18 protein-coding genes are annotated in these 15,630 nt (G+C 56.7%); 4 read left to right on the top strand and 14 right to left on the bottom strand.

What is annotated here, in order from left to right; genetic code table 11:
- Window positions 1-38 precede the first annotated feature (38 nt).
- Window positions 39-755, top strand: coding sequence for a YggN family protein (locus L370_RS18985; RefSeq protein ID WP_023333353.1), 717 nt, complete (start codon window positions 39-41; stop codon window positions 753-755).
- Between the two features lie 75 nt (window positions 756-830).
- Here L370_RS18985 and L370_RS18990 read toward each other — a convergent pair whose 3' ends face one another.
- The 6 genes from L370_RS18990 to L370_RS19015 form a co-directional block, all read right to left on the bottom strand.
- Window positions 831-1,193 carry an endonuclease domain-containing protein gene (locus L370_RS18990; RefSeq protein ID WP_023333352.1) on the bottom strand — a complete coding sequence of 121 codons (363 nt, stop codon included), beginning with the start codon at window positions 1,191-1,193 and terminating at the stop codon, window positions 831-833.
- A 63-nt stretch (window positions 1,194-1,256) separates the two neighbouring features.
- Window positions 1,257-2,399 (bottom strand): radical SAM family heme chaperone HemW, encoded by a 1,143-nt coding sequence (gene hemW, locus L370_RS18995; protein WP_023333351.1) that lies wholly within the window; start codon window positions 2,397-2,399, stop codon window positions 1,257-1,259.
- Window positions 2,392-2,985 (bottom strand): XTP/dITP diphosphatase, encoded by a 594-nt coding sequence (locus L370_RS19000; protein ID WP_023333350.1) that lies wholly within the window; start codon window positions 2,983-2,985, stop codon window positions 2,392-2,394. Before L370_RS19000 ends, hemW begins: the two co-directional genes overlap by 8 nt.
- A 3-nt stretch (window positions 2,986-2,988) precedes the next feature.
- Window positions 2,989-3,285, bottom strand: coding sequence for a DUF167 family protein YggU (gene yggU / locus L370_RS19005; protein ID WP_023333349.1), 297 nt, complete (start codon window positions 3,283-3,285; stop codon window positions 2,989-2,991).
- The gene (locus tag L370_RS19010) at window positions 3,282-3,848 is read right to left on the bottom strand and encodes a YggT family protein (protein WP_023333348.1); all 567 of its coding nucleotides are present in this window, start codon (window positions 3,846-3,848) and stop codon (window positions 3,282-3,284) included. The genes yggU and L370_RS19010 overlap by 4 nt, the downstream gene beginning before the upstream one ends.
- A 21-nt stretch (window positions 3,849-3,869) precedes the next feature.
- The gene (locus tag L370_RS19015; protein ID WP_023333347.1) at window positions 3,870-4,571 is read right to left on the bottom strand and encodes a YggS family pyridoxal phosphate-dependent enzyme; all 702 of its coding nucleotides are present in this window, start codon (window positions 4,569-4,571) and stop codon (window positions 3,870-3,872) included.
- Between the two features lie 17 nt (window positions 4,572-4,588).
- Between L370_RS19015 and L370_RS19020 the strand changes: the two genes are divergently transcribed.
- Entirely contained in the window at window positions 4,589-5,569 is a 981-nt protein-coding gene (locus tag L370_RS19020) for a type IV pilus twitching motility protein PilT (RefSeq protein ID WP_023333346.1), read from the top strand.
- Between the two features lie 10 nt (window positions 5,570-5,579).
- Here L370_RS19020 and ruvX read toward each other — a convergent pair whose 3' ends face one another.
- The 8 genes from ruvX to metK form a co-directional block, all read right to left on the bottom strand.
- The gene (ruvX, locus tag L370_RS19025; protein ID WP_021242076.1) at window positions 5,580-5,996 is read right to left on the bottom strand and encodes a Holliday junction resolvase RuvX; all 417 of its coding nucleotides are present in this window, start codon (window positions 5,994-5,996) and stop codon (window positions 5,580-5,582) included.
- Entirely contained in the window at window positions 5,996-6,556 is a 561-nt protein-coding gene (locus L370_RS19030; protein WP_008499752.1) for a YqgE/AlgH family protein, read from the bottom strand. The genes ruvX and L370_RS19030 overlap by 1 nt, the downstream gene beginning before the upstream one ends.
- A gap of 87 nt (window positions 6,557-6,643) precedes the next feature.
- A complete protein-coding gene (gshB, locus tag L370_RS19035; protein ID WP_023333345.1) occupies window positions 6,644-7,591 on the bottom strand; it encodes a glutathione synthase in 948 nt (315 codons plus the stop codon).
- Between the two features lie 19 nt (window positions 7,592-7,610).
- Window positions 7,611-8,342, bottom strand: a complete 732-nt coding sequence (gene rsmE / locus L370_RS19040) for a 16S rRNA (uracil(1498)-N(3))-methyltransferase (RefSeq protein ID WP_023333344.1) — start codon at window positions 8,340-8,342, stop codon at window positions 7,611-7,613.
- 51 nt (window positions 8,343-8,393) lie between these two features.
- Window positions 8,394-9,101 (bottom strand): deoxyribonuclease I, encoded by a 708-nt coding sequence (gene endA / locus L370_RS19045; RefSeq protein WP_023333343.1) that lies wholly within the window; start codon window positions 9,099-9,101, stop codon window positions 8,394-8,396.
- Between the two features lie 94 nt (window positions 9,102-9,195).
- On the bottom strand, window positions 9,196-9,693 hold the full coding sequence (locus tag L370_RS19050; protein ID WP_032640642.1) for a SprT family zinc-dependent metalloprotease: 498 nt from the start codon (window positions 9,691-9,693) through the stop codon (window positions 9,196-9,198).
- A 58-nt stretch (window positions 9,694-9,751) separates the two neighbouring features.
- Entirely contained in the window at window positions 9,752-11,149 is a 1,398-nt protein-coding gene (gene galP / locus L370_RS19055) for a galactose/proton symporter (RefSeq protein ID WP_023309123.1), read from the bottom strand.
- Window positions 11,150-11,583: 434 nt separating this feature from the next.
- Window positions 11,584-12,738 carry a methionine adenosyltransferase gene (metK, locus tag L370_RS19060; protein ID WP_010435443.1) on the bottom strand — a complete coding sequence of 385 codons (1,155 nt, stop codon included), beginning with the start codon at window positions 12,736-12,738 and terminating at the stop codon, window positions 11,584-11,586.
- A 663-nt stretch (window positions 12,739-13,401) separates the two neighbouring features.
- Here metK and yqgB point away from each other — a divergent pair.
- Window positions 13,402-13,533, top strand: coding sequence for an acid stress response protein YqgB (gene yqgB / locus L370_RS22460; protein WP_127312443.1), 132 nt, complete (start codon window positions 13,402-13,404; stop codon window positions 13,531-13,533).
- An 8-nt stretch (window positions 13,534-13,541) separates the two neighbouring features.
- Window positions 13,542-15,518: a biosynthetic arginine decarboxylase gene (gene speA, locus L370_RS19065; protein ID WP_023309121.1), complete on the top strand. Its 1,977-nt coding sequence runs from the start codon at window positions 13,542-13,544 to the stop codon at window positions 15,516-15,518.
- Window positions 15,519-15,630: the final 112 nt, after the last annotated feature.

Below are 15,630 nucleotides of genomic sequence, written 5' to 3'. Positions count from 1 at the left end.
GCATTAGCTGGCCCATTTTGTCTGAGGGAGTGTTTAAGATGCGCAAAACGTTGCTGGCTGTTGCTTTGATGGCAACCGGATTCACCGCCCATGCGGAGTATAAATGTAGCGTCACCCCGCGTGATGACGTGGTGTTAAGCCCGCAAACCGTGCAGGTCAAAGGCGAGAACGGCAATCTGGTGATTACGCCACAGGGGAATGTCACCTTTAACGGCAAGCAGTACAACCTGACTGCCGCACAGCGTGAGCAGGCGAAAGACTATCAGGCCGATTTGCGTACCGCGCTGCCATGGATTAATGAAGGTGCCCTGACCCGCGTTGAGAAAAGCCGCGTCGCGCTGGATAAGATCATCACCAAAGAGGTGGGGGAGAGCAGCAACATGCGCACCCGCCTGACGAAGCTCGACAAGCAGCTTAAAGAGCAGATGAACCGCATTATCGAGACGCGCTCCGACGGCCTGACGTTCCACTACAAGGCGATTGATGAAGTGCGTGCTGACGGGCAGCAGCTGGTAAATCAGGCGATGGGCGGCATTCTGCAGGACAGCATTAACGAGATGGGTGCGAAAGCCGTGCTGAAAGGCGGCGGTAACCCGCTGCAGGGCGTGCTGGGCAGTCTGGGCGGCTTGCAGACCTCCATTCAGAACGAGTGGAAGAACCAGGAAGATGATTTCCAGCAGTTCGGCAAAGACGTGTGTAAACGCGTGGTGTCGCTGGAAGATAGCCGTAAGGCGCTGGTGGGGACGCTGAAGTAAGATCTCTGCGCGCTGGGCCCCTCACCCTAACCCTCTCCCCAAAGGGGCGAGGGGATGGTTTGCTCCCTCTCCCTTTCAGGGAGAGGGCCGGGGTGAGGGTTGCAGCATTTGCAGTGTTTCAAGGATCTTTTCTAACACCGCCTCTTCGTTATCCCAGAGTTCGTTATTCCAGAATCGAATGACATGCCAACCTTTCTCGTTAAGCCAGCACGTTCTTTGACGATCGTATTCCTGCTTTTCATCATGTTGCCCGCCATCCAGCTCAACAGCCAGACGAGCCGCGCAGCAGGCGAAATCCAGAATGTAGTTTCCTACCGGATGCTGCCGGCGAAATTTATAATTTTCGAAACGGCGGCTGCGCAGTAGATACCAAAGCCGCCTTTCTTCTTTTGTCAGCTCACGTCTGAGCTGTTTTGCATAAGAACGAATAATTTCCATCCCCGCACTCTGCTAGCCTTTCCCTCAGCCGGCAGAACGGGATGCGAAATCCTGAATCAGCCTTCAGGATTCTTCGGCGAGGAACAGTTCAAGAAGGGAGTTTAAGAACAGTTTGCCGTGCTCGGTGATCTGCCAGTATTCCTCACTTTCCGTGAGATACCCCTGGGCCAGCGCCTCGTCGATCTGCGGGCGAATCACCGACTCCGGCAGACCGGTGTAACGCGCAAACTCCACGCGAGGTGCGGCTTCCAGCAGGCGGAAGCGGTTCATAAAGAACTCAAACGGCTTATCCGCCGCCTCGACGTCGTGCTGACGCTCCAGGTAGCGGCCTTCCATATACCCGCGCGGATGGCGAGTCTTCGCCGTGCGCAGAATGCGCCCGTCAGGGAAGGTGACCTTACCGTGCGCGCCGCAGCCAATCCCCAGATAGTCGCCAAAGCGCCAGTAGTTCAGGTTGTGCTGACACTGATAGCCCGGCTTCGCGTACGCGGACGTTTCATACTGCTGATAGCCCGCAGCGGTTAGCAGCCTGTGGCCCTGCTCGAAGATATCCCACAGCGCGTCGTCGTCCGGCAGCACCGGCGGGCGGGAACCGAACAGCGTGTTTGGCTCGATGGTGAGCTGATACCACGACAGGTGCGGCGGGTTAAGTTCGATCGCCTGGCGCAGGTCGTCCAGCGCCTCTTCCAGCGACTGATCCGGCAGGCCGTGCATCAGATCCAGGTTAAAGCTGCGAAGATTAAGCCCGGTCGCCAGGTGTGCCGCGCGCTTCGCCTCTTCCGGGCCGTGAATGCGCCCCAGACGTTTCAGCTTCGGCTCGCTAAAGCTCTGCACGCCGATGGAAATGCGGTTCACCCCCGCGCGCTGATAGTCGACAAAACGGTCGGCTTCAACGGTGCCGGGGTTGGCTTCCATCGTAATTTCAGCATCCGCCGCCAGGTTCAGGCGCGCACGCACGCCGTCCAGCAGCGTCTGCATCGCCGGGCCGGACAGCAGGCTCGGCGTACCGCCACCAATGAAAATGGTCTTAACTTCACGTCCCTGTGCGTAAGGTACATCGGCGTCCAGGTCGGCCAGCAGATGCGCAACGTAGTCATCGTGCGGCACTTCGCCCTTCAGCGCGTGCGAGTTGAAATCGCAGTACGGGCATTTCTGCACGCACCACGGGATGTGAATATACAGACTCAGAGGCGGCAAATTAGCCATTACGCAGTGCTTCCAGTAACAGTTTCAGCGCGCGTCCACGGTGGGAAATCGCGCTTTTCTCTTCGCGGGTCAGTTCCGCAGCGGTTTTGCCCTCGGAGGGGACAAAGAAAATCGGGTCGTAGCCAAAGCCGCCGTTGCCAGCCGCTTCACGGGTAATCACGCCCGGCCAGCTGCCGTGGCAGACGATCGGCGTCGGGTCTTCCGCGTGACGCATATAGACCAGCACGCAGTGGAACTGCGCGGTGCGCTGTTCGTCGGGAACGTCCTTCAGAGCCACGAGCAGCTTTTCCAGATTCTGCTGGTCGGTGGCGTCCACGCCGGAATAGCGCGCGGAGTAAATGCCCGGCGCACCGCCGAGAAAATCCACGGCCAGGCCGGAGTCGTCGGCAATCGCCGGCAGGCCGGTAATCTGCGCAGCGTGGCGGGCTTTCAGGATCGCGTTTTCGATAAACGTCAGCCCCGTCTCTTCGGCGGACTCCACGCCAAGATCGGTCTGGGCGACTACGTCCAGCCCAAAATCATTTAATAGCGAGGCCAGCTCGCGCACTTTACCGGCGTTGCCGGTTGCGAGAACAACTTTCTGCATGGTTTAGTCCTGTTCTTTCAGAGCCGCGACTTCCGTCGGGATAGATTGCGGATTAAGGATTTTTACCTGTTTATGTCGCCCAAGTTCACCTTTTTCAATGATGACCTGGCTTTTGGCGACGCGAAACTGTTTTGCTAAATATTTGGTCAGATGCGCATTCGCCTGGCCGTCAACCGGCGGGGCGGTGATGGCGACTTTTAACTCGTCGCCATGCAGCCCAACAATACTGTCACGGCTGGCTTTGGGCTGAATGTACAGCCGCAAAACCAGCCCGTCAGCGCAGGTGCTTACTGCACTCATAGCGCCATCCACAGCCCCGGCAGCAGCATGTTGCCCGTGGCCTGTAACAGCTCGGCAATCCCCATATTGGCCACATACAGCAGCAGCACCAGTATCATCGGGGAGAAGTCGATTCCGCCCATTGAAGGCAGCAGGTTGCGAATCGGACGCAGCAGCGGTTCAGTCAGCTGGATCAGGGCATATTCCACTGGACTGCGCCCCTGGCTTACCCAGCTCATGATCGCCATCACCAGCAGCACCCAGAAGATCAGCGACCCGATGGTTTTAATCAGAATCAGGACGGCGGCAATCCAGATAATCGGCTGGAAGGTGATGACCATAAACAGCACGATCGCTTTGATAACGCTCAGAATAAACGCCACCAGCAGAGACGAACTGTCGATGGGACCCATGGCCGGGATAATGCGACGCAGCGGTCCGACAACAGGCTGCGTGATTTTCACGACAAACTGCGAGAACGGATTGTAAAAATCACAGCGGGCCCACTGCATCCAGACGCGCAGCAAAAGCGCCATCGTGTACAGCTCAAGCACAGTTGAGAGCAGGAAAGTCAACGTCTTCATGGCGTTCCTCAGGTTTCCTTATTATTTTGAGTAGTCGCGCGCACCGAAAATTGCCGTGCCGATGCGCACCATAGTGCTGCCTGCCGCGATAGCGGCTTCCATATCATCCGACATGCCCAGTGAAAGCGTGTCTACCGTGTTATAGCGCGCTTTAAGCGCCTCAAATGCTACAGCCATTTGCTGTGCCACGGCAAACTGCCTTTCATAACTTGACTCAGGTGCCGGAATTGCCATCAGCCCGCGCAGGGTCAGGCGCGGCAGTTCGGCCACCTCTGCGGCCAGCGCGTCCAGCTCGCTCAGCGCAATGCCGGACTTGCTGTTTTCATCGCTGATGTTGACCTGAATAAGCACGTTGAGCGCTGGCATTTCCGTCGGGCGCTGGTCATTCAGACGGGTAGCAATACGCAGACGGTCGATGGTATGGCACCAGTCGAAGTGCTCTGCCACCAGACGGCTTTTGTTCGACTGCAGTGGGCCAATAAAGTGCCATTGCAGACTCGTCTTCCCCTGTTCCTGGAAGTAACGAATTTTATCCACGCCTTCCTGCACGTAGTTTTCACCAAACGCCCGCTGGCCTGCATCAATGGCTTCTGCGATGGCGCTCGCAGGCTTGGTTTTGCTGACTGCAAGCAGCGTAATTTCTTCTGAAGCCCGGCCGCAACGCGTTGCAGCGGCTGAGATTTTGTCCCGGACCTGTGCCAGGTTATGCGCAATGTCGTTCATTTTCCGAGGAGTAGTCTATGGATGTGGAAGAAATTGTGGCCCTTAGTGTAAAGCATAACGTCTCCGATCTACACCTGTGCAGTGATTCGCCACCGCGCTGGCGCAGATTAGGCCGACTTGAGCCTGCACCCTTTCCGCCTCCCGACGTTGGGGCGTTATTAAAAGCGTGGCTCAACGATGAGCAGCAGGGAACATGGTGGGCGAACGGGCAGGTGGACTTTGCCGCGACGGTGACGGGAGGCCAGCGCCTGCGCGGCAGTGCCTTTAAGCAGATGAGCGGTATCTCTGTGACGCTGCGGCTGTTGCCGCGTACCTGCCCGCAACTCACTTCGCTGGGCGCGCCGCGGGTAATCCCTGAACTGTTATCCAATGACGCCGGGCTGATTCTGGTGACTGGGGCAACCGGCAGCGGCAAATCCACTACGCTGGCGGCGATGGTCGATTTTCTCAACCGCCATGCTGACGGCCATATCCTCACGCTTGAAGATCCGGTGGAGTTTATCTACCAGAGCGAGCGTTGCCTGATCCAGCAGCGGGAGATAGGTCAGCACAGTACGTCATTTGCCGACGCGCTGCGCGGCGCCTTACGCCAGGATCCGGACGTTATTCTGCTCGGGGAGTTGCGCGACAGCGAAACGATCCGCCTGGCGCTGACGGCAGCGGAAACCGGACATCTGGTGCTGGCGACGCTGCATACGCGCGGGGCATCGCAGGCGATTGAACGGCTGGTCGATACGTTCCCGGCGCAGGAGAAAGATCCGGTGCGTAACCAGCTGGCCGGCAGCCTGCGGGCGGTGCTGGCGCAAAAGCTGCTTCCCGATCTACAGGGCGGGCGCGTCGCGTTGTATGAACTGCTGGTGAACACCGCAGCGGCGGCGAATCTGATTCGTGAAGGGAAAACGTGGCAATTGCCAGGCATCATCCAGACCGGTCAGCAGGCTGGAATGCAGAACTTTGACCAGAGCCTGGCGGAGAGACGGGCGCAGGGGCGGCTGTAGGCCCCTGCGTTCAAAAGCCCTGTTCGAAATAGCTTTCGAGGATGATGACTGCTGAAGCGGAATCCACGCTGCCCTTGTTGAGCGCCCTGAAGCCGCCGTGCTCAAACAGGCCCGCACGCGCTTCGACGGTGCTAAGACGCTCGTCGTGAAGCTTCACGGAGACGCCAAACCGGCCATGGATTTTATTGGCGAACTTACGCGCCCGGGCGGTAAGCGGCTGTTCCGTGCCGTCCATGTTCAGCGGCAGCCCAACAATCACGTCGTCCGGCTGCCACTCTTTGAGCAGACGCTCGATAAGATTCCAGTCAGGCGTGCCGTCATTGGCCTTCAGGGCCGTGAGCGGACGCGCGGTACCGGTGATGCGCTGACCCACGGCAACGCCAATGCTTTTGGTGCCAAAATCGAAGGCCAGAAGCGTTCCGCTCATCAGGCGTGCCCCGCTACGCCTGGCATGGTCAGGATATCAATGCCAATCAGCTTCGCCGCGTCACGCCAGCGATCGGCGATAGGGGTTTTAAACAGGATATTCATGTCCGCAGGCGCGGTAAGCCAGGCGTTATCGAGGATCTCTTGCTCAAGCTGGCCTTTCTCCCATGATGAATAGCCCAGCGCCACCAGCACTTCAGAAGGCTGCTCTGCGGTGCCCAGCGTTTCGAGCACGTCACGCGAGGTGGTGATAACGGTGTTGTCGGAGATGCGAATGCTGGAAGAGAATACCGGCGGCGTATGCAGGATAAAGCCGCGATCTTCTGCAAGAGGTCCACCCAGCATCACCGGTTTATCCAGCCGGATTTCCGGCAGTCGCGCTTCAGCCGGTATTTTCAGCTTGTCCAGAATCCCTTCAACCTGCAGGTTTTCCAGCGGTTTATTGATGATAATGCCCATCGCGCCGTCTTCATTGTATTCACAAATATAAACCACGGCGCGGCGAAAAATCGGGTCCTGGAGAGCAGGCATGGCAATAAGAAAGTGATGCTGTAAATTCATTGTCAGAGGTACTGTTTCCTGGTTTAAAAAGCGACAGCGCCCAGTATGGGGACAAACACAGGCGCTGTCACTAATAGTATTGTTAGGTTATTTCTGTAAACGTTTTTCGATAGCGTCCATCAGCATTCCGGTAATTGAGATCGGGAATTCCGCTTCAATTTCACGAATGCAGGTTGGGCTGGTGACGTTCACTTCGGTCAGACGATCGCCGATGATATCCAGGCCAACGAAGATCAGGCCTTTGGCTTTCAGCGTCGGGCCAACGCGGCGGGCAATTTCCCAGTCGCTTTCGGTCAGCGGGCGCGGCTCGCCGCGGCCGCCGGCCGCCAGGTTACCGCGGGTTTCGCCACCCTGCGGGATACGTGCCAGGCAGTAAGGAACCGGTTCGCCATCTACCACCAGAACGCGTTTGTCGCCGTCTTTGATCGCCGGAATATAGTTCTGTGCCATGCAGTAACGCGTGCCCAGCTCGGTCAGCGTTTCGGCAATCACGCCAATGTTCGGATCGCCTTCCTTCACGCGGAAAATCGACGCGCCGCCCATGCCGTCGAGGGGCTTCATGATGATATCGCCGTGCTTCTGCCAGAATTCTTTCAGCTGTGCTTTGCTGCGGGTCACCAGGGTTTCCGGCGTCAGGTCAGAGAACCAGGCGGTGTAGAGCTTCTCGTTGCAGTCGCGCAGGCTCTGCGGCTTGTTGACGATCAGCGTGCCTTTCTCTTCTGCACGCTCAAGGATGTAGGTGCTGTAGATGTATTCGGTGTCGAACGGTGGATCTTTACGCATCAGGATGACGTTGAGATCGGCCAGGGCAATGTCCTGCTCGGTGCCGAACTCGTACCATTTGTCGTAGTTCTGCTCGACGTTAACGATGCGGGTGCGCGCGCGGGCTTCACCCTTGATCAGGTAAAGATCGTTCATCTCCATATAGTGGAGTTCATAGCCTCGACGCTGCGCTTCCAGCAGCATGGCGAAGCTGGAATCTTTCTTGATGTTAATGTTTGCGATGGGGTCCATCACGATGCCGAGCTTGATCATGTTCTTCTCCGTTAATGCTTCAACCCAGATCGCCAAACCGTACCTGTAGCGCGGTAATGGCCGTGAGTGCCGTTGTCTCAGTGCGCAGAACGCGAGGTCCCAACAGAATATCAGTAAACTGGTAACGTGCCGTCATCGCAATTTCGTCCGCCGACAGGCCGCCTTCGGGGCCAATCAGCAGGCGTACGCGCTCAACGGGCAGGGGCAGCGTATTGATGCTGGCGCTGGCGCGCGGATGAAGATTGAGCTTCAGCCCACTGTCCTCTTCAGCACACCACTCCTCCAGATCCATCGCCGGGCGGATCTCCGGAATACGGTTGCGGCCACTCTGTTCGCAAGCCGCAATGGCAATTTTCTGCCACTGCTGGATCTTTTTGTTCAGACGTTCCGCATCCAGTTTAACGCCACAGCGCTCAGAAAAAAGTGGCGTAATGAGGCTTACACCCAGTTCAATGGATTTCTGTATGGTGAACTCCATTTTCTCACCGCGCGACATCACCTGGCCCAGATGGATATGCAGCGGTGATTCCCGATCATCCACTTCGCCACGCAGGACGTAAACGTGCACGCTTTTTTTATCAGACCGCGTAATTTCCGCGTCGAAAACCTGGTTCGAGCCGTCGAACAGCTGTATTGCCTGACCTGCGCCCATGCGCAGCACGCGGCCAACGTGGTTGGCGGCGTCATCAGACAGGGCGATTTCGCGGCCTGCGGTAATCAGTTCAGGATGGTAAATGCGGGGAATGCGCATAGTCAGAAATTCCATGTGTCATGCGATATAAGCGAATTGCCGTAGTGTAGGTTAGCTCTTTTGCGCCTGGCAAGCCCGCTGGACGTAAGGGTTGTGATTCCCCTGAACTCTGGCGATACGTTCGTCGCGCTGGCATTCCCACTCCGTCACCGGGTACTGCTTGTCCCAGGCGTTGAACAGCTGCGTCTGCTGGCGGGAGAGGTTGAGGTCGTAACGGTCACGCATATAGAAGTAGGTGCGGGCAATGCTGCCGCGCGCGCGGGCAGGGGGCTCGGCGACTTTCTCTTTAAAATCAACCTTCATACCGCACTGGCCGTACTGGCCTTCGCCACCGTTCCACTGGCTGTACATGAAATTACCGCGGTCGCCGTTCACTTCACCTACGGCAGGCTGCAGGTTATGCATATCGCTTTCCATCTGGCGATAAACCGGATCTTTGGCGCAGTTTTTACGTCCGCCATCCTGCCAGCACTGGCGCTGGTGGCCAAACTGCCAGGCCGGAACGACATGCTCCCATTCAATACGGCTGGCGCGATTTTCGTTTTTACGCACCTTATAGCCGCAGGACTCCAGGTCAACGACCCCTTTTTTACCCTGCCAGTTAATTTTACAGCCGCAGTAGAAATCGCCCGGCACATCGGCGTTCACCTTCACGCCTGCTGCCTTAGCCTGGGAAAAACTGTTGATACCGTCGGCCAGAGCATGGCCTGAGAGCGCCGTCGTCAGAAAGGCGACTGCGAGAGAAAAATTACGGGACATCTTACACTCCGTGTCAAAACGAGCCCGCAACGTAACGAATGTTGTTCCTGTATGCAATCAGTCAGATCAGGAAAGTTCCTGAAAGTTCAGGTGATTATTCCGCAACCAGCGGCTCGCCGCATTTGACGCAGCGGTAGGTCGCCTCGCCGCGCACCACGCGATTATGGCGGCGGACGGTAAGCTGGTGCTGCTGACACTGGCAGCGGTAGGGGAAGGTATTGCGGCGCACCGATTCCAGCTCGAACTGATGGGTACGGCGTGCCGGAACGCCGAGCACCGCTTCCATCATCCACTTCCACTCTTTCCCGTGGGGCGCGACGCGCCCAAAGTGTTTCCACACCAGCAGATGCGCCAGCTCGTGCGGTACCACTTCCTCGATAAACGCCTGCTGGTTTTCCATCATCAGCACCGGGTTAAGGCGGATCTCATACGACTCGAGCCAGGCGGTACCGGCCGCGGTGCCGCGCTGCTGATAAACGATCTTCGGTTCAGGGTAATTGCGGCCAAGCTTCAGGTTCGCCTGGGCGAGTTTTTCCCGCAGGCTGCGCATAACGGCTTGCTGAAGGGCGATGGGGAGACGGGGTGCTTTCATAGGGGCAGAGCATAAAGCGCGAAGCGGGGAGGCGCAAGAGGCGCCTCCCGCAAGAGAATTAGTCGTGTGCGCCGATTTCGCGCAGAGGACGACCTTTCATCAGGTTACGTTCAATATGTTCCAGAGATACGTGTTTGGTTTCTGGAACCAGCCAGATTGTCAGCACAATAAAGAAGATATTCAGACCGGCGTAGACCCAGAAGGTGTTCGCGTTGCCCAGGGTATTGAGCATGGTCAGGAACGTTGCGCCGACGATCATGTTGGCAATCCAGTTGGTTGCGGTAGAGCAGGTGATGCCAAAATCACGCCCTTTCAGCGGCTGGATCTCAGAGCACAGCACCCAAATCAGCGGGCCGGCGCTCATCGCAAATCCGACGATAAACATCAGCAGCATGCCTACGGCAAAGTACTGGGCGGTTGGTGAGTGAATGCCCACATGCATCATGGTACCGAGGACACCCATACCGGCCGCCATCACCAGGAAGCCCAGCGTCAGGGTTGGCTTACGTCCCCAGCGGTCCACCAGACCGATGGCGATAAAGGTGGCCAGCACGTTGGTCAGACCCACGATGACGGTCCCCCACATCTGCTCGGTGGTGTTGGTATAGCCCGCCAGCTCAAAGATTTTTGGCGCGTAATACATGATGACGTTCATCCCGGTGAACTGCTGCATCACCTGAAGCAGTACGCCGAGGAACACCGCACGGCGGAAGTTGCTGTTCTCTTTAAACAGCGCCCAGCCGGACTGTTTGACCTTCAGGCTTTCGCGGATCTCTTCCAGCTCGTTTTTCGCTTCGGCGCTGGTGTCGCGCAGGCGCATCAGTACGCGTTCGGCATCGTGGAATCGACGTTTGGCGGCGAACCAGCGCGGGCTGTCCGGCAGGAAGAAGACGCCAATCAGCAGCAGAATGGCCGGGATGATGATCACGCCGAGCATCCAGCGCCATGCGCCGCTGTAGCTAAACGCGGTATCGGAAAGGTACGCGCCCAAAATACCGATGGTGATCATGAGCTGGTACATCGAAATCATGCTGCCGCGGATTTTCTCCGGCGCGATTTCAGACAGGTAAAGCGGGGCGGTATAGGACGCCACGCCCACGGCCAGACCAAGCAGCACGCGGGAAACCAGCAGGACCTCAACGTTAGGCGCTGCGGCAGAGAAGAGTGAACCGGCAACGAACAGAATCGCGCCGATCATCAGGCTCTTTTTACGCCCGAGCTTGAAGGAGAGCCAGCCGCTGCCGACGGCCCCGACGGCCGCGCCAAACATCATGGAGCTGACTACCCACTCCTGGGTGTGAGCGCTGATCTGGAACTCGTCAGTGATGAAAGGTAATGCACCGGCAATCACGCCGATATCCAGGCCAAAAAGTAATCCTGCCAGGGCGGCGAGGAAACAGACGAAGAATGTCATCGCCTTGTTGGACGTACGCCCCTGTTTTTTATTGTCAGGCATTATGCCCTCCAGTTGGGTTATCAGTTTTATTGATGTAAAGGGTAGGTGAGTGACCCGTAAAAATATGTGAGATTAATCACATAGGTGTAATCGGTTACACTAACGCGGAACCGTAAAAATTATTAAAGCTTTGAAAATATAGAGGTAAACGAGGTGATGTGCATCGCGTTTGTTTGAATTTCGGACTTAACTGAAATAAAATGTAACAGCAGAAGAAAGGCGATCAAGCAAAGAGAATATTCTGAAAGCGGGATATATTCGGCATGGTGTAATCGGTTTCAAACATTGCCGTGTGGCGGCTGCGCCTTACCCGGCCTACAAACACCGCAAAACCCGTAGGCCCGTGCAAGCGAAGCGCCGCCGGGCAAAGATGATCGCACAAATGCAAAAGGCCAGCCCGAAGGCTGGCCTTTTATAAAGCACCTGTCAGTCGATTACTTCAGACCGGCAGCTTCACGCAGCAGGGCGGCTTTGTCGGTTTTTTCCCATGGGAAATGTTCGCGACCAAAGTGACCGTATGCCGCGGTTTCTTTGTAGATTGGGTGCAGCAGATCCAGCATCTGAATCAGGCCGTATGGACGCAGGTCGAAGAACTCGCGCACCAGCAACGTCAGCTGTTCTGAAGGCACTTTTTCAGTACCAAAGGTTTCAACCATGATGGAGGTTGGCTCAGCTACGCCGATTGCGTAGGAAACCTGGATCTCACAGCGGTCAGCCAGGCCGGCAGCAACGATGTTTTTCGCCACATAACGTGCAGCGTACGCCGCAGAACGGTCAACTTTAGACGGGTCTTTACCGGAGAATGCACCGCCGCCGTGACGCGCCATGCCGCCGTAGGTATCAACGATGATTTTACGACCGGTCAGACCGCAGTCACCCATTGGGCCGCCGATAACAAAGCGTCCGGTTGGGTTGATGAAGAATTTGGTCGCAGAGCTCAGCCATTCGGTCGGCAGAACCGGCTTGATGATCTCTTCCATCACTGCTTCCTGCAGGGATTTCTGATCGATATCTTCGGAGTGCTGGGTAGACAAAACCACCGCGTCAATACCGACGATTTTGCCGTCGTCATACTGGAAGGTGACCTGGCTTTTCGCATCCGGGCGCAGCCACGGCAGGGTGCCGTTTTTACGCACTTCAGCCTGGCGCTGCACCAGACGGTGTGCGTAGGTGACAGGTGCTGGCATCAGCACGTCGGTTTCGTTGGTTGCATAGCCGAACATCAGGCCCTGGTCACCCGCGCCCTGTTCCAGCGGATCGGCACGGTCAACGCCCTGGTTGATGTCGGGAGACTGTTTGCCAATCGCGCTCAGCACCGCGCAGGAGTTGGCATCAAAGCCCATATCAGAATGCACATAGCCGATCTCACGCACCGTGTTACGGGTGATCTCTTCGATATCAACCCATGCGCTGGTGGTGATCTCACCGCCAACCAGAACCATGCCGGTTTTGACATAGGTTTCACACGCTACGCGCGCTTTTGGATCCTGCGCGAGGATCGCATCCAGCACCGCATCGGAGATTTGGTCAGCAATTTTATCAGGATGTCCTTCTGATACGGACTCGGACGTAAACAGGTGTTTTGCCATGTTTTATTTCACCTAAGAGGAATTTGGTTAGCTCAAGCTGCTGTGTGGAATAGCCAAAGGAGATAATTCTACCAAGGCCTGCAGGTTTTTGACACTGGCAGTATGAGTGTTAATCAGTATAGATGGATTAACATCTGGATGGCTATTTTAGGTCACTTCTTCGCCCGATTTCCAGTTTTTTTTGATTCATCTCTCACTGCGTTGAAATGGCAGCTGGAAATTTTTCCTGACGCTGCTGGCAACACGTGCATTTTTGTTTTGCTTTTTAGCCCCCTTCTCGGTATAAAACGCGGCGCGCGGCTCATATAAAATAAGCGCTCGATGGACTCATCGTGTCGCCACTTCCAGCCGGGTTAAGCAGTGAACTTTTAGCTTTGGCTTGTGGTCCGTTTCAGCAGAGGCGGCCGTGGAGGTGATACGAGATAATGAACCATCGTTTTCCGCACATTCAGCGCAGCCGTTCTGGCGCGCATTTGATTTCCGCAACCCGCATTTCTAGTCTGCAAACCTGCCGATGTTATACCCATCTCGGCGCTTCTCAGGATTCAAGGGCCGGTTACGCTCTGTGAAAACTGAACAAGGGCGCTCTTGTTAATACAAGAGTTTTCTCGTGGTTTCGCCGAACCTTGTCATACAGAGTTCGGATACGTGTTTTACAATGATATGAATAAGAAACCGGTCGCACGGTCTGGTTTTCAGCATACTCTGCTGGGAAACGGAGCCGTTTATGGGTTGTTATCGCCGTATAACGCTGCGATAGTAGTCAACTGTTTTACACTTAATACAAAGAGTTGAGGTTCGCTATGTCTGACGACATGTCTTCTTTTTCGCCTTCGTCAGCGGGCGAACAGGGTGTACTACGTTCTATGCAGGAGGTTGCGATGAGCTCCGAGGAAGCCAGCAAGATGCTGCGCACTTACAATATTGCCTGGTGGGGCAATAACTACTACGACGTCAACGAACTGGGCCACATCAGCGTCTGCCCGGATCCGGACGTCCCTGAAGCGCGCGTGGATCTCGCTAAACTGGTGAAAGCCCGTGAAGCTCAGGGCCAGCGTTTGCCTGCACTGTTCTGCTTCCCGCAGATCCTGCAACATCGCCTGCGTTCTATTAACGCCGCCTTCAAGCGCGCGCGTGAGTCCTACGGCTATAAAGGTGACTATTTCCTGGTTTACCCGATCAAGGTGAACCAGCACCGCCGCGTAATTGAATCCCTGATCCACTCCGGTGAGCCGCTGGGCCTGGAAGCCGGTTCCAAAGCGGAGCTGATGGCGGTTCTGGCGCATGCGGGTATGACCCGTTCGGTGATCGTCTGTAACGGTTATAAAGACCGTGAATACATTCGTCTGGCGCTGATTGGCGAGAAGATGGGCCACAAGGTTTATCTGGTTATCGAAAAGATGACCGAAATCGCCATCGTGCTGGAAGAGGCCGAACGTCTGAACGTGGTGCCACGCCTTGGCGTGCGCGCGCGTCTTGCGTCACAGGGTTCCGGTAAATGGCAGTCCTCCGGCGGTGAAAAATCCAAGTTCGGCCTGGCGGCAAACCAGGTGCTGCAGCTGGTGGAAATCCTGCGCGAGCGCGGTCGTCTGGACAGCATTCAGCTGCTGCACTTCCACCTCGGCTCGCAGATGGCCAATATTCGCGACATCGCTACCGGCGTGCGTGAATCCGCGCGGTTCTACGTGGAGCTGCACAAGCTTGGCGTGAATATTCAGTGCTTCGACGTGGGCGGCGGCCTGGGCGTGGACTACGAAGGGACCCGCTCGCAGTCCGACTGCTCCGTGAACTACGGCCTGAACGAATACGCGAACAATATCATCTGGGCGATCGGCGATGCCTGTGAAGAGAACGGCCTGCCGCACCCGACGGTGATCACCGAATCCGGTCGTGCGGTGACCGCGCACCATACGGTGCTGGTCTCTAACATCATCGGCGTTGAGCGTAGCGAAATCTCCGAAGCGACGCCTCCGGCAGACGATGCCCCGCGTTCTCTGCAAAGCATGTGGGAAACCTGGCAGGAAATGCACGAGCCGGGCACGCGTCGATCCCTGCGCGAATGGCTGCACGACAGCCAGATGGACCTGCACGACATCCACGTCGGCTACTCCTCAGGCACCTTCAGCCTGCAGGAGCGCGCGTGGGCCGAGCAGCTTTATCTGAATATGTGCCATGAAGTGCAGAAACAGCTCGACCCGAGCAACCGCGCACACCGTCCGATTATCGACGAGCTGCAGGAGCGTATGGCGGACAAGATTTACGTCAACTTCTCGCTGTTCCAGTCGATGCCGGATGCCTGGGGTATCGACCAGCTGTTCCCGGTTCTGCCGCTGGAAGGGCTGAACCACGCCCCGGAACGCCGTGCGGTGCTGCTGGACATCACCTGTGATTCCGACGGTGCTATCGACCACTACGTTGACGGCGACGGTATCGCAACGACGATGCCAATGCCGGAATACGACCCGGAGAACCCGCCGATGCTGGGCTTCTTTATGGTCGGCGCGTATCAGGAGATCCTCGGCAATATGCACAACCTGTTCGGTGATACTGAAGCGGTGGACGTGTTCGTCTTCCCTGACGGCAACGTGGAAATCGAGCTGTCCGATGAAGGGGACACCGTGGCGGACATGCTGGAATACGTTCAGCTGGATCCGAAAAAACTGCTCACCCAGTTCCGTGACCAGGTGAAAAACACCGGTCTGGACGACGCGTTACAGCAGCAGTTCCTGGAAGAGTTTGAAGCGGGTCTGTACGGGTACACCTACCTGGAAGATGAGTAAGTAAACCTCCCTCTCCCTGTGGGAGAGGGGCGGGGTGAGGGCAACAGGCTGCTGCGCCGCTGATGCCCGGTGGCGCTGTGCTTACCGGGCCTACGAATGTAGGCCGGATAAG

Origin of the sequence: Enterobacter sp. MGH 24 (genome assembly GCF_000493015.1) — a bacterium.
In the GTDB taxonomy this organism is placed as follows: domain Bacteria; phylum Pseudomonadota; class Gammaproteobacteria; order Enterobacterales; family Enterobacteriaceae; genus Enterobacter.
Note: the sequence above shows the minus strand (reverse complement) of the source record. Positions and strands in the feature narration are given on the sequence as shown.

Coding starts and splice junctions, on each gene's coding strand:
- ruvX (WP_021242076.1), bottom strand. CDS start 5,996: ATGAGCGGAACGCTTCTGGCCTTCGATTTTGGCACCAAAAGCATTGGC.
- rsmE (WP_023333344.1), bottom strand. CDS start 8,342: ATGCGCATTCCCCGCATTTACCATCCTGAACTGATTACCGCAGGCCGC.
- yggU (WP_023333349.1), bottom strand. CDS start 3,285: ATGAGTGCAGTAAGCACCTGCGCTGACGGGCTGGTTTTGCGGCTGTAC.
- L370_RS19030 (WP_008499752.1), bottom strand. CDS start 6,556: ATGAATTTACAGCATCACTTTCTTATTGCCATGCCTGCTCTCCAGGAC.
- speA (WP_023309121.1), top strand. CDS start 13,542: ATGTCTGACGACATGTCTTCTTTTTCGCCTTCGTCAGCGGGCGAACAG.
- endA (WP_023333343.1), bottom strand. CDS start 9,101: ATGTCCCGTAATTTTTCTCTCGCAGTCGCCTTTCTGACGACGGCGCTC.
- L370_RS18985 (WP_023333353.1), top strand. CDS start 39: ATGCGCAAAACGTTGCTGGCTGTTGCTTTGATGGCAACCGGATTCACC.
- L370_RS19000 (WP_023333350.1), bottom strand. CDS start 2,985: ATGCAGAAAGTTGTTCTCGCAACCGGCAACGCCGGTAAAGTGCGCGAG.
- L370_RS18990 (WP_023333352.1), bottom strand. CDS start 1,193: ATGGAAATTATTCGTTCTTATGCAAAACAGCTCAGACGTGAGCTGACA.
- L370_RS19050 (WP_032640642.1), bottom strand. CDS start 9,693: ATGAAAGCACCCCGTCTCCCCATCGCCCTTCAGCAAGCCGTTATGCGC.
- galP (WP_023309123.1), bottom strand. CDS start 11,149: ATGCCTGACAATAAAAAACAGGGGCGTACGTCCAACAAGGCGATGACA.
- yqgB (WP_127312443.1), top strand. CDS start 13,402: ATGAATAAGAAACCGGTCGCACGGTCTGGTTTTCAGCATACTCTGCTG.
- L370_RS19010 (WP_023333348.1), bottom strand. CDS start 3,848: ATGAAGACGTTGACTTTCCTGCTCTCAACTGTGCTTGAGCTGTACACG.
- metK (WP_010435443.1), bottom strand. CDS start 12,738: ATGGCAAAACACCTGTTTACGTCCGAGTCCGTATCAGAAGGACATCCT.
- hemW (WP_023333351.1), bottom strand. CDS start 2,399: ATGGCTAATTTGCCGCCTCTGAGTCTGTATATTCACATCCCGTGGTGC.
- gshB (WP_023333345.1), bottom strand. CDS start 7,591: ATGATCAAGCTCGGCATCGTGATGGACCCCATCGCAAACATTAACATC.
- L370_RS19020 (WP_023333346.1), top strand. CDS start 4,589: ATGGATGTGGAAGAAATTGTGGCCCTTAGTGTAAAGCATAACGTCTCC.
- L370_RS19015 (WP_023333347.1), bottom strand. CDS start 4,571: ATGAACGACATTGCGCATAACCTGGCACAGGTCCGGGACAAAATCTCA.